At 45.7% G+C, this 13,449-nt stretch carries 10 protein-coding genes; 6 read left to right on the forward strand and 4 right to left on the reverse strand.

What is annotated here, in order from left to right; genetic code table 11:
- The first annotated feature begins 169 nt into the window (after nucleotides 1-169).
- The gene (locus QUB70_RS17605; protein WP_332982260.1) at nucleotides 170-646 is read left to right on the forward strand and encodes a GxxExxY protein; all 477 of its coding nucleotides are present in this window, start codon (nucleotides 170-172) and stop codon (nucleotides 644-646) included.
- Nucleotides 647-759: 113 nt separating this feature from the next.
- Here QUB70_RS17605 and QUB70_RS17610 read toward each other — a convergent pair whose 3' ends face one another.
- Nucleotides 760-1,485 carry a WecB/TagA/CpsF family glycosyltransferase gene (locus tag QUB70_RS17610; protein WP_332982261.1) on the reverse strand — a complete coding sequence of 242 codons (726 nt, stop codon included), beginning with the start codon at nucleotides 1,483-1,485 and terminating at the stop codon, nucleotides 760-762.
- A gap of 659 nt (nucleotides 1,486-2,144) precedes the next feature.
- Here QUB70_RS17610 and QUB70_RS17615 point away from each other — a divergent pair.
- Entirely contained in the window at nucleotides 2,145-5,354 is a 3,210-nt protein-coding gene (locus QUB70_RS17615) for a glycoside hydrolase family 15 protein (RefSeq protein ID WP_332982262.1), read from the forward strand.
- Nucleotides 5,355-5,509: 155 nt separating this feature from the next.
- Complete coding sequence (locus tag QUB70_RS17620) at nucleotides 5,510-6,400, forward strand: hypothetical protein (protein WP_332982264.1); 891 nt, start codon at nucleotides 5,510-5,512, stop codon at nucleotides 6,398-6,400.
- A gap of 80 nt (nucleotides 6,401-6,480) precedes the next feature.
- On the opposite strand, the gene hisB is transcribed toward QUB70_RS17620, so the two are convergent.
- Genes hisB through fabI form a run of 3 tightly spaced genes read right to left on the reverse strand, consistent with a single transcriptional unit; the run spans nucleotide 6,481 to nucleotide 8,102 of the window.
- Complete coding sequence (gene hisB, locus QUB70_RS17625; protein ID WP_442927794.1) at nucleotides 6,481-7,119, reverse strand: imidazoleglycerol-phosphate dehydratase HisB; 639 nt, start codon at nucleotides 7,117-7,119, stop codon at nucleotides 6,481-6,483.
- 30 nt (nucleotides 7,120-7,149) lie between these two features.
- Nucleotides 7,150-7,329: a hypothetical protein gene (locus QUB70_RS17630; RefSeq protein WP_332982267.1), complete on the reverse strand. Its 180-nt coding sequence runs from the start codon at nucleotides 7,327-7,329 to the stop codon at nucleotides 7,150-7,152.
- Complete coding sequence (fabI, locus tag QUB70_RS17635; RefSeq protein WP_332982268.1) at nucleotides 7,326-8,102, reverse strand: enoyl-ACP reductase FabI; 777 nt, start codon at nucleotides 8,100-8,102, stop codon at nucleotides 7,326-7,328. The genes QUB70_RS17630 and fabI overlap by 4 nt, the downstream gene beginning before the upstream one ends.
- Nucleotides 8,103-8,851: 749 nt before the next feature.
- On the opposite strand from fabI, the gene ntcA reads away from it, so the two are divergent.
- The 3 genes from ntcA to QUB70_RS17650 all read left to right on the forward strand — a co-directional run bounded on the left by ntcA (nucleotide 8,852) and on the right by QUB70_RS17650 (nucleotide 12,887).
- The gene (gene ntcA, locus QUB70_RS17640) at nucleotides 8,852-9,517 is read left to right on the forward strand and encodes a global nitrogen regulator NtcA (RefSeq protein WP_006634020.1); all 666 of its coding nucleotides are present in this window, start codon (nucleotides 8,852-8,854) and stop codon (nucleotides 9,515-9,517) included.
- A gap of 77 nt (nucleotides 9,518-9,594) precedes the next feature.
- Nucleotides 9,595-11,283 carry a DUF3084 domain-containing protein gene (locus QUB70_RS17645; protein ID WP_332982271.1) on the forward strand — a complete coding sequence of 563 codons (1,689 nt, stop codon included), beginning with the start codon at nucleotides 9,595-9,597 and terminating at the stop codon, nucleotides 11,281-11,283.
- 476 nt (nucleotides 11,284-11,759) lie between these two features.
- Nucleotides 11,760-12,887 (forward strand): formylglycine-generating enzyme family protein, encoded by a 1,128-nt coding sequence (locus tag QUB70_RS17650; protein WP_332982274.1) that lies wholly within the window; start codon nucleotides 11,760-11,762, stop codon nucleotides 12,885-12,887.
- Nucleotides 12,888-13,449: the final 562 nt, after the last annotated feature.

The following is a 13,449-nucleotide window of genomic DNA, read 5'->3' on the forward strand; positions in this document are numbered from 1 at the left end:
CCAAAGTAGCCAATTAGCTAAACCTCAGACGAGTCAAACCATCCGTGTATCCGTGTCAAAATCCGTGTAGTGCTGTGCTTTCCAGAGAAAAAATTTTTCTGTCTGGGTGAATTTTTTGGGTGCTATGCCAAAATAAGGAAAAAAGCATCTCAACAATTGGACAGAAAAAATGAGCGAAAAGATTCAGGCTCCACATGAAGACCTAACTTATCGGATCATAGGTGCAGGTATGGCCGTTCACAGACAGCTTGGGCCGGGTTACAAAGAAGCCATTTATCAGGAAAAACTCGAACAACAACTGACAAAAGAGGGGATCGGTTTTGAGCCACAAAAAAACCTTCCCGTTTACTACAACGAGCAGTTACTTGGTCTGTACATTCCAGATTTTATTATTGAAAACAAAGTTATTCTGGAAATCAAAGCCTTCGCTACACTTCATAAAAAGTATTTGGGACAAGTCATTACTTACCTGAATCACACGGCTTTACCAATTGGTTTATTAATGAATTTTGGTGACCGAAGACTGCTATCGCGACGTGTATTTCCCTCACCTCAAGCTACTGAGTTTCGCGACAACCATCAGTGGATATTTGTCCCGGACTGGCTGCAAGCTCAAAAACGAAGTCAAGAAGAGACTCCGTTTTAGAGCAAGATTGCGCTAATCAGTGGCAAATAGTAAGATGATTCAATTCATCCGTGTATCCGTGTCAAAATCAGTGTAGTGCTCCGTCTCAAAATCACTGTCCTGCTTACACTAATTTACCCTCGCAAATCCCCCAAAGCCTTCAAGGCAAATTGCGGCAAAGCTAACATCCGTCGCCAGCGCCAAGGTTCTTGATAAAGCCGATACAGCCATTCTAAATGATTGTCGCAAAACCAAGCCGGTGCGCGAGTTTTTGTTCCCGCCCAAATATCAAAACTGCCGCCAACTCCCACCCAAATCGAATCAGGACAAAGGTGTCGGTGTTCGGCAATCCAAAATTCTTGGCGCGGCACTCCCAAGCCTACAAAAATCAGTTTTGGCTGCATTTTTTTGAGGCTTTCACGGAAGTCTTTCTCTTCATCTGCGGAAAGATAACCGTGTTGAGAAGCAATTGACAATCCCTTAACTTTTTGCTGCCAAGTTTCTGCCGCCGCAGCCGCCACTCCGGGGGAACCTCCAAAGAAAAAGAGTGGTTCCGAATCAGGCAATTTTCCGGCTTCTTGCAGCAGCGATTCTGCTAATTCAATCCCCGGATAGCGCTGCGCCGGTTTGCCGCGCATTCGCAAGTACAGCACCACTCCCGAACCGTCGGGAATCACCAGTTCCGCTTTGCGGATTACATCTGCTAAAGCCGGATTTTGCTCGGCTTGCATCGCCATTTCAGCATTCAGCGTCACGACGTGACTTCCCAACCCTTGATGCAGGCGCTGCATCAGCCAACCTGCATAATCATCTAATATGTGAACTGGTAGTCCCAGCACGGAAAATTGCGGGCGATCCATATTTTTTTATTTGAGGTTCCTACACACCTAGTTCTTTAAATTAGCTTATAAGCTGTTGTGCATTTAAATTGTATATTTCGAGTCCCGATCGAACAATCGTCAAATCCTCTCCCCCTCTCCCCTTCTCCCCCTCTCCCTCTCTAATACCATAGGCAATCTAGATGCAACACAGCTTATTAGCAGTCAATGCTATGGTTTATCTAACCACCCCAAAATTTAATTAGGGGCAATTATTGCACATCCTCAAGAACAGGCAAGATGCCTGTTCCACAAAAAATTAACTTTCTGGTGGAGTGGAGATTTAAAAAGTGAACAGTTAACAATTGTCCATTGTCAATTGTTCAGTGTTCACTGCCAACTATTTAAATTCCCATCCTAAAAATCTCACGGTCAACTGTCAACTGATAAACTATCCACACTTTTTAACCGAGCCGTCGGCGTACCATTGCATCGGTACTAACTCAATTTTACCGTTAATTTTAACTTTAGAGTAGACAATTTTCACGAAAGGAACACTTTTGTTATTATTGTTACAACAATAAGACATCGCGATGACCTCCTTATGTTTCTAGAAATTGACAAAATGCTCTAATTTCTGATATATTTAAAAATCTATTCACCGCAAGTCAGCTCGCATCAGGAAAAAAAAGGAAAACGAAATGGCGATCGCAACAACCCAGCGGCAAACCAGGTTAGATTGTTACTACCAGCAAATCAAAACCGTCATCCTCAAGCGCCAGAACCCAATTACCGGTTTGCTGCCGGCGAGTACCGCCGTTAACGCTCACGGCGACTACACCGATGCCTGGGTGCGCGATAACGTGTACAGCATTCTCGCAGTTTGGGGTTTGGGTTTAGCTTACCGCAAAATTGACGGCGATCGCGGCAGAACATTTGAACTCGAACACAGCACAGTCAAACTGATGCGCGGCTTGCTGTTTGCGATGATGCAGCAAGCACCAAAAGTCGAAGATTTTAAAAATACTCAGTCGCCCCTAGATGCCCTGCACGCTAAATACAATACCCAGACTGGAAGTATTGTTGTCGGCGATGACAAGTGGGGACATTTACAGTTAGACGCTACATCTATATTTTTGTTAATTCTTGCTCAAATGACGGCTTCGGGATTGCATATAATTTTTACAATTGATGAAGTCAATTTCGTGCAAAACTTAGTCTACTACATTGGTAGAACCTATCGCACTCCCGATTACGGAATTTGGGAAAGAGGCCATAAAATTAACCGCGGCAATGCAGAATTAAATGCCAGTTCCGTCGGCATGGCTAAAGCAGCGCTGGAAGCAATAAATGGGTTGGATTTGTTCGGAGTTAACGGTTCTCAAGCCTCTGTCATTCACGTTTTGCCGGATGAAATTGCCAGAAGCCGCGTAACTTTGGAATCGCTTTTGCCTCGCGAATCTAGTTCAAAAGAAGTAGACGCCGCTTTATTAAGCGCGATCGGTTTTCCGGCTTTTGCTGTTGAAGACAAAGAATTAGTTGAACGCACGAGAAATAAAATTATTGACAAATTGCAGGGAAAATACGGCTGCAAGCGGTTTCTGCGGGACGGGCATCAAACAGTTCTAGAAAATGCCGATCGCCTGCACTACGAACCCACAGAATTAAAGCAGTTCGAGCACATTGAATGCGAGTGGCCGCTATTTTTCACTTATTTATTCTTGGACGGCATATTTCAGGGAAATCCAGCCCAAGTGCAGGAGTACCAGCAGCGTTTGGAATCTCTAGCAGTCGATCGCTCTGGTTTGCCGCTGCTACCCGAATTGTACTACGTCCCCGCCGAAAACATAGAAGCAGAAAAGCTAAATCCCCGCAGCCAGCAGCGCTTACCCAATGAAAATATTCCCCTAGTTTGGGCGCAAAGTTTGTATTTTCTCGGTCAATTGTTGAACGAAGGATTAATAGCAGTTGGCGATATCGACCCGCTGGGACGCCACCTGTCAGTCGGCCGGCACAAAGAAGCAAGCGTGCAAATTGCACTGTTAGCTGAAGACGAAGATTTGCAAGCAGAATTAGCCGCTAACGGAATTGCCACACAAACACCAAAACAAGTAGAACCAATCCAAGTCCGCCAGACAAAAGAACTGTCGGCTGTTTACACGCAAATTGGACGCAACGACCAATTAGGCTTAACAGGCCGCCCCGTGCGGCGGCTGCGGAGTTTAACAACTTCTCGGGTGTTTAAAATTCGCGGAGAGGCGATCGTATTTCTGCCATCTTTTTTGGACAGACAAGAGTTTTACCTAACTCTAGATTACCATTTTCTCGTATCTAAAATCAAAAGCGAATTAGCTCACATTCAACGCCACTGGTATCAATTGGGACGCCCTACCGTCACCCTGATGCTGACTCACACAATGCTGGAAACTGGGCGGGAAGCGCTGCTGGAATTGATGAAGGAACTCCGCGACGGACACTGCAATCATACGCCAATCAAACTCGGAAATCTCAATCAGCTAATGCTGACTGCTGGGATAGAAAAAATTGATTTTCTGCACGAATTTGAATTCACCGAATCTCCGGTAACAGGTGCAGTGGAAGTGCGCAACTACCTGACTTATAACCCTGAGAAAACTAGGTCTTTGGGTCACAGCCAAGAATTCAGACTAGAGTGTGAAACTAATACTCAATTCTTGCTTGAAAGCCTGCGAGGTTCCGAAAACTTGTACGAACAAATTGAGTTGCTGCACACGCTAATTCGCCTCCAAGGAATGAATTTTGATACTGGATTTGGAGGTTGGGGAGAAACAGTTAAAGTAGCGGATTTACTCAACGAAGTTTATACTAAAGCTGGAGAAAGTTCGCAATCCAAAATCCAGTGGGCTGTGATCCGCCACGCCGCCGGTTTGCTGGATAAAGTTGATATTAGCTTGTCGGATGCTGTTACCGATATTTTGGTGCGACAAAAGCAGATTGCTGTGGGAAAAGCTTACAGCGAAGATTCAGTAATTTCGCGCCCCGGTTCCTACACCGAAGTGATGGACAAAATCCGCCAATTCTGCGGAGAGGATATTCGCGATCGAGTCCTCACCCAAGAAATTCTGATCTACCTCGGCCTGCTAATTAAAGCCGAACCCCAGTTATTTAAAGGGTTGCTGACGCTGAGAGTTAGCTACTTTATTCTGCTGTTAACTAGCGAATTGGCCCGCGAATTGGGGGTGACGCAAAATGAAGCTTACGAACAATTAATGCAGCTAAGTCCCTTTGAAATCAAAAATCGCCTGCATCAAGTTTTGACAGAATACGAGGAAATGAACCAAATCCTCAAACAGCAAGAATCCCTGCGCGTCAAACAATCGGAAACAGAGATAGAATGGGTAGTCGGGCCAGTTTTTGAAGAACCGCAAATGCCTGCGGGAGGATGGCGGCGGAAGCGGCAAATGGAAGGCGCAGTCAACCGCGTACCGAAGGATTTTTATCCGAATGTCTGGGGACTGCTGCGGCACTGCAAAGGCTTGATTATTGGTGACAAATTAGAGCGGCGAAATCGGTTGGACAGCGATATTATTTTATCAGAAATGACGCCTGGGGAAAAGAATTTCGCGCTGCAAATCGAGCATTTGCTGAATAAAATTGGGGCGCCGGAATACCGACAAGTGAATATTGAGGCGCTGATGGAGTTATCTGCGATCGCCCAGCGCAACCCTGAATTGCAAGTAGAAGAATACATCGTTTTAGATGTATTAATCGGTCACGCAGTGCGGCTTAATTGGCAAGGAAAACACCCGGAAAGAGCGGATAAGTACGACGAAGATAAAGCGGCGGCTTGGCAAGCTTTTTACAATACTTCGCCCTACGTTTGCGCGAGTCACGTACTCGATGCTTTCCGGTTTTTGACGAAGTTTGGATAGATTGAGTGCGGGTGGTTAGTAAAAGTCTTGATTAACTTATTTGTAGTAAGGACTTCAGTCCTTTCTTTGCCAACTCATCACTAAGAACTAAAGTCTTTACTACAAACCTATTCCACTTTTCCAACAAGTCTAGTCAATTCAATATAGAAAAAATTATGATGAAAGTTGCTACAATAGCATATAACAAGGTTGCGATTCAGTTGTCGAGCGAAGAAGTAGAATTTTTCCGGAAACTTGTTCAGGAAGTGCAACAGGTAATACCAAATAGTTTTACAACAAGAGTGAATACCTCTCCCAGACAAGCTAGAGGTTTTTTTGAATCTATTCTTCAAGATATTAAACAGTCCGGTGAAAGCTTGATGAATATTAGCTTTTTGTTTCAGGAAATGTGTCTATTGCAGAACTTACTGAATGAAGCTTGTAACGCGATAGTCATCAATGATTTTGAAATAAAATTAGGGAAGTCTAAAGAAGAAGCAAAAGAACTTTTAGAGTGGGTGTGTAATGTGACAAAAGAGATGGAAGCTCTTCAGGAAGCCAGAAGAGCTTCATATATGCCCTCTCCTTCAAATCTACCGAAACTAAAGGAGGCGAATAAATGTTGTCTTGAGGCTGACGGATACCTGATTACTTTTTATATAAGAAAACTTCTGTCTACTCAAAAGGTTGTTAATCTATTTATCGTCTTAAGCATTGATACGACTCAGCTTGTTGAATTTTCCATTAGTTCTGTGCCAAAACCAATTGAGGTTGAAGATTTATGCGATCTTATCAAAACCTTTGAACAATACATTGAGCTTTCTGACCAAGACTTGGCAGCTTTAGAAAGCCCTTTTCAAATTTTGAATAGTAGCATTTTTCAATTGCATACTTTAGAAACAGATATTACCTCAGACAATGAAAAGTATGCTATTGTGAATTTTATGCTACCTTTAGCTAATTCTAGACATAGCGTTGTGAAGCCTTTTATAGGTGTTCGAGGAGCCGTTACTTTCAGAAATATTTGTAGCTTTACCTCATCAATGCGAAAGATATTAACTGAGTAATGCTCAAAAATTAGAGAGTGATATGGCTATTTTGATTTACAGATTCGTAGTAGCGCCCAAACGCTACTACCAATCGCAAACTACAAAACTCCTTTAGAACTCGGAATCCGACTGGCGCGCCGCGGGTCGATTTCTACCGCCATTCGCAGAGCTCGCGCAAAGGCCTTAAATGCCGCTTCTACAATGTGATGAGAATTTCCCCCCTGCAACTGTCTAACGTGCAGCGTCATCTGAGTGTGGTTCACTACCGCCGAAAAAAACTCTCTCACTAATTCGGTATCGTAAGTGCCGATTCGCTGGTTGGGAATCTGCAAATTGTAGCTTAAGTGAGGCCGTCCCGAAAAGTCTAGCACTACTTCTATTAAAGCTTCATCCAAAGGTGCGATGAAATGTCCGAAACGAGAAATGCCCGATCGATCTCCAACAGCTTTTGCCAACGCTTGACCTAACGTAATTCCCACATCTTCGTTCGTGTGGTGGTCGTCAATCTCCAAATCCCCGATCGCCTGCACGTCCAAATCGATCAATCCGTGAGAAGCAATCTGGTGCAACATATGGTCTAAAAACGGAATCCCCGTAGACGCCTTGCAAGTTCCCACACCGTCGAGATTGAGGCTGGCGGTGACATCCGTTTCCAGTGTCGTGCGTTTCACCAAGGCGGCCCTAGCTGGTTGAACTGAATTTGTAGGAGGAAGAGAAGGGCGATCGATTATCTCCATAATTCGCAATTGGTCATTCATTAGAATTAATTAGTAATTTTGGATTAACACTTTTGTAGCGGACAACGGACAGTTATTGACAGTTGACTGTTTGCAAATCTTGCTGTCAAATGTTAACTGTCTAAAAACTTCGCTTTCAACTGTCAACTGCCAACTGCCAACTGTCAACTGCCAACTGTCAACTGCCAACTGCCAACTGCCAACTGTCACATTCCCATGATTTCGTAACCGGCATCGACATACAAAACTTGACCCGTAATCCCGCTAGCGAGATTGCTGCACAGAAAAGCCGCAGCATTTCCCACTTCCTGCTGAGTCACCGTCCGCCGCAGCGGCGCCACTTCCTCAACGTGGTGGATCATGTCCAGAATACCGCCAACTGCTGACGAAGCCAAAGTTCTGATCGGGCCAGAAGAGATCGCATTTACCCGAATATTTAACGGGCCGAGTTCAGCAGCCAGATAGCGAACATTCATTTCCAAAGCCGCCTTAGCAATGCCCATCACATTATAATTAGGAACTACCCTGACTCCGCCCAAATAAGTCAAGGTCACAATACTGCCACCTTCAGCCATTAGCGGTTTAGCAGCAGCACAAAGCCGCACCAGCGAGTAAGCGCTAATATCCAAAGCGTTGGAAAAACCTTGGCGCGAGGTGTTGGTGAAATCTCCCGAAAGTTCGTCCTTACCGGCAAAAGCCAGACAGTGAACCAGAATATCTAACTTGCCCCACTTGTCGGCGATCGTTTGAAAAGTAGACTCAATTTCGCTCTCGTCTTGGACATTGCAGGGCAAATACAGACTGGGATTGAGCGGTTCCACCAGTTCAGCGACTTTACGCTCGTGCTTGCCTTTCTCGTCCTTCAAATAAGTTATGCCGAGATTGGCCCCAGCTTTGTGGATCTGCTGAGCGATGCCCCAGGCGATCGAGCGATTGTTGGCAATGCCCGTAACAAGAGCATTTTTTCCGGTCAAATCTATCATCAGAAAAATGGGTAGAAACCCCGTCCTTCTAGGACGGCTTTATATTGTCTTTTTTTTGATTACTACCGCCTTGGGACTGGTTGGCTCGGTGTGCTTTTGTGTTGCACTTTCAACGGGACAATTACCGCCTCAAACTTCCCAACCCTGTACGCATAGTATTTTGCACGGGTTGTGCCTCCCATTTCTGGGGTAACGTTAGCTTCGACAATGTTTCGAGAGCTTGTTAGACCTGCAACACTGTTCCAGTGACCTTAGAACTGTTTAATTGCAGATGACAGAGCTCTTGACTAGCTACGCATCCACAGGGTGTCGTGACTCTCAAAACGTAGGCAATTAAGCCTTAGTCTGGTCAGTATGGCTTGCCAGATTTCTCTTACAAGCTCCGTGTCTTTAGACCGGGGTTACTGACCTGTAGTTTATCTAAAAGCAACTAGCACCGTTCTCATTGGCTCTATGCGACAACCCCGCCAGTTTAGACACAACTGATTCAGATTTAACTGATTCAGACACAATTGAGACACAAGTGAGACACAATTGAGACACAATTGATATTAATTTTGCTGTGGAGCTATAGGGGGGCGGAGTTGAAAAAGTTAAGAGAAGGGCTAGATTTAATCATACAGTGCGTGCTTACCTTAACATTGAATGGAAGTAACAGAATCCCTGGATACAGGAGGTTGGGAAGTATATTTACTCAATAAGCTTAATAGGCAAGTTACAAACTATTGATTAGTACAAAGGATCTAGTCGTGACGCATGATAGACCGCTAGCAGCCGTGTTCCGCCAAATCAGCGGCGGGGCGTTTCCACCCATTGTGGAAACCTTTGAACGGGGCAAGACAATTTTTTTCCCTGGAGACCCGGCTGAGCGCGTCTACGTTCTCATTAGAGGTGCTGTGAAGCTCTCCAGGGTGTACGAAGCAGGGGAGGAAATTACAGTGGCCCTCCTGCGCGAAAACAGCGTATTTGGGGTGCTGTCTCTAATTACGGGACACCGATCGGACAGGTTTTACCACGCGGTAGCCTTTACCCCGGTGGAATTGATCTCGCTGCCGATCGAACAAGTCGAGAAAGCGCTCAAGGAAGACCCGGAACTGTCGATGGTGATGCTGCGGGGACTGTCGTCTCGGATTTTGCAAACCGAGATGATGATCGAAACGCTGGCCCACCGAGACATGGGTTCGAGACTCGTCAGCTTTTTGCTGATTCTGTGCCGGGATTTTGGCGTGCCCGGTACAGAGGGGATTACGATAGATTTGAAGCTGTCCCACCAGGCGATCGCCGAAGCGATCGGCTCGACACGGGTAACGGTGACTCGTTTGCTGGGGGATCTCAGACAAGAAACCATGATCTCGATCCACAAGAAAAAGATCACAGTTCACAACCCGGTGGCTTTAAGCCAGCAATTCACTTGATGCCGAGAAAGTATAGGATTTTGGATTTTGGATTTTAGATTCAATCCAAAATCCAAAATCCAAAATCTAAAATCGGAATGACTGCTGGATACATCCTGGTATTTGTAATTTTAGTGTTGGGGGGTGTGATCGCCACTGTCAGCGATCGCCTTGGGACGAAAGTCGGCAAGGCAAGGTTGAGTTTGTTCAAACTTCGCCCCCGCGATACTGCTGTTGTTGTGACAGTGATGGCCGGCAGCATCTTGTCAGCAGTGACTCTGGGCATTTTGTTTGCGACTAGCAAGCCGCTGCGAACCGGAGTTTTTAGAATAGACGAGATTCAAAAAAGGCTCAACAACGCCCGCAGAGAAATCAACCAGGCCACTCAAGAAAAAAATCGAGTTGAAACTGAATTAGCTCAAGCCAGAGCCGCTCAAGCGCAAGCTAGAGCCAATTTAGAGCAAATTAATCAATCGCTCCAAGCAGCTAATGCCGAGCAAGCTCGGACGCAAACAAAATTAAACTCGCTGCGGGATCAGCTCAACAGCGTGCAAGCAGCCAAGTCTAAAACTGAACAGCAGTTAAGTCAGGTAGAAGCGGCTAAATCCGAGACAGAAGAACAGCTCAGCAGCGTGCAAGCGGCTAAATCCCGCACCGAAGAACAATTGCAACTGGTTGAAACGGCCCGATCGAGTACAAAAGCTCAGCTCGATCGCACCGAGAACCAATTGAAAACAGTTTCCGATCAAAAAACGACTTTAGGCTCGGAAATCGCCCAACTGCAAGAGGAACGCCAACAGTTAATCCAGCAGCGAGAGCAGGTAAAAACTCAAATTGCCCAGCGAGACGCAGAAATTGCCAAGCGAAACGCAGAAATTGCCAAGCGAGACACAGAAATTGTCGATCGCAACGAACTAATTGCCCAGCGGGACAAGGAAATTGCCCAGCGGGTGCAAAATCTCGCCGATCGCGATCGAATAATTGTCGATCGCGACAAAGTAATTGCCGAGAGGGAAGCACTGTTAGAAACCCTGGCACAGCAACAAACTCAACTCGAACAGCAACAAACTGTCTTGCAGCAGCAAGTGCAAATTTTGGAACGCGATTTTCAAGCAATTCGCGAGGGTACAGTTGCCATCAGGCGCGGTCAAATTTTAGCTGCTGGCGTTGTTCGCATACAAGAACCCGGTACGGCAAGTCGCGCGATCGATCGGCTCTTGCAAGAAGCAAATAAAACCACCGTCGGACTGATGCAGCCGGAAAATAAGAAGGTTAGAGACCAGGTTATTCAAATTACTAAAGCGGAAATCGATCAACTAATCAGTCAGATTAAAGACGGTGAAGACTACGTGGTGCGAATTGTCGCCGGCGCTAATTACCTGCGGGAAGAAAAGCTAATTAAGGTATTTGCAGAAGCAGAAATCAATCGAGTTGTGTTCCGCGCTGGAGATGTGATTGCAGGGGTTGCTGTCGATCCGGTGACTTTAACCGACGAACAGGTGCGGCAGCAGTTGCTGCAATTGATAGAAGCTTGTCAATTTCGCGCTCGCCTGATCGGCGTTGTCGGCGGTAGAGTCCAAGTTGCCGACAGTCAGATTGAAACTTTAGCTGGTTTTATCGATCGATTGCAGCAGTACGAGAAACCGCTGGACGTTCAGGCGATCGCCGCAGATGTCACTTACATTGCCGGCCCGCTTAAAATAGATTTAGTTGCCCTCTCAAACGGAGCCGTTGTTTTCCGCACCGGACAACAACCACCGGGCGGCGGAGATTTGAAAGTTCAGTAATAAGTGCGATCTATCTATCGAATTCTAGCAAAATTTTGTGCTATAAAATTACAATTTTGCTTGACATTTTCGCGCCCTTGACATATCATTAAATAATGGGAATCCGTGCCGCCATATATATAGCAATCGTAGGGTGCGTCGCCACAAAAAATCTGGAAGTACCACCAACAATCTCACAGCGACGCACCGCACCGCTAAGAAGGCAAAGAAAGAAACTAAGAATCGAACCCTGAGATATTGACATCACAGAACAAAGTTTTGCTCAATTCATAGCATTTGTAATAATTATTGTAACAGTATATTGTTGAGTTTGTCGATCGTACAATTTGGCGCGAATGGTGCGTCGCTATGAGATTATAGATTTTTGTGCAGAGATTTTTAGTAGCGACACACCCTACGGAATACGGCTGCCAACTGCCAACTGCCAACCATCAACTGTCAACTGCCAACTGTTAAAATGCAGGAGCTAAGGCGTAATGTCAGAGAATCAAAATGAACCCAGAGAATACGATGCCGTCCTTGGCCGTCAAAATCCTCCTCCCATAGATGCTGCGGTACTCGGAGGCATACCCGGTGTTAAAAGCCGCTTAGTCTCACCCATTGTCGAAGTGAGAATCGCCGCCCTCTCTGAAGCACTGAAATATGGAGAAGCAGGTTTAGATTTGATAATTCAAGCATTGCACGATGAATCGATGCAGGTGAAATTCGCTGCCTATTTACTCCTGAAAGATAGAGATGACTTAAAGACTAAACCTCCGTTTCAAGACTATCTCCCTATATTTGAATTTGATGTCATCACAGTCGATGCCTGTGGAAAAGAAAACAGTCGTAGAAAGTCTTCTGCTCATTACCTCAGAGAAGACTTAGGTAATGGAGTTGTGCTCGAAATGGTTTACATTCCCGGCGGCACGTTTATGATGGGTTCGCCAGAAACAGAGGCAGGTAGCGGGCATCACGAACGTCCGCAGCATCAAGTAACTATACCAACTTTTTATGTAGGAAAATACCCCATCACTCAAGAACAGTGGGAAGCGGTGATGGGACATAACCCATCGAAATTTCGAGGTGCGAAACGACCTGTAGAAAAAGTAAGTTGGGGGGCTGTGCGCTCTTTCTGTCAGAAGTTGTCGGAAAAAACAGGGAAAAACTATAACTTGCCGAGTGAGGCCGAATGGGAATATGCTTGTCGGGCCGGTACGACAACAGCTTTTCACTTCGGGGAAACTATTACTCCAGATTTAGTGAATTATCAGGGCTATTATCCTTACGCTTCGGCGCCGAAAGGAATTGACCGCCGAGAAACTACTCCGGTGGGAAGTTTTCCCCCAAATGGGTTTGGCTTGTACGATATGCACGGCAATGTTTGGGAATTGTGTAAGGATTACTGGCATGATAACTACAATGGCGCACCCTCTTTCGGCAGCGCTTGGGACACAAGCGGTTCTCCTAATCAAGTGCGTCGTGGAGGTTCGTGGGACTACGATGCAGTCGATTGCCGTGCTGCCAACCGCTCCTACACTCTTGCGGGCTACTCGTGGAACAAGAATTTGGGTTTTCGCGTTGCTGCTTTGCTGCGGATTCCGGTTTTCTCCTCTTCCCTGTGAGGACTCTTCTTTGCCCTTTATCCTGTTTCCCTTTTTCCCTTTGCAGTATTTCATCTTTCCCCTTTTGCGCGCGATTTAATTTTTTTTGGGGAAGTCATCTTTGCACCAGATTCAAGATAGTAGGGTGCGTCGCCATCAGCAATTTGCAAATCAAATCGACAATCTCACAGCGACGCACCGCCTGCACAGGGGTGAGAGAAACCGGGTTTTTGCGCGGGGTGAAAGAAACCGGGTTTTTTCGATAAATCAAAACTGGAAGCAAATACTTTGCCAAAAACCCGGTTTCTGATTTTTGCGGGGGGTCAAAGAAACCGGGTTTTTTCGATAAATCAAAACTGGGAAGCAAAGATTGTGACAAAAACCCGGTTTCTGATTTTTGCGCGGGGGTCAAAGAAACCGGGTTTTTTCGATAAATTAAAACTGGGAAGCAAATATTGTGGCAAAAACCCGGTTTCTGATTTATGCGCGAGGCCAAAGAAACCGGGTTTTTTCGATAAATTAAAACGGGAAAGCAAAGATTGTGGCAAAAACTCGCTTTCTGATTTTAGGCATTATATGGCCG

Source organism: Microcoleus sp. A003_D6 (assembly GCF_036702825.1).
Lineage (GTDB): Bacteria > Cyanobacteriota > Cyanobacteriia > Cyanobacteriales > Microcoleaceae > Microcoleus.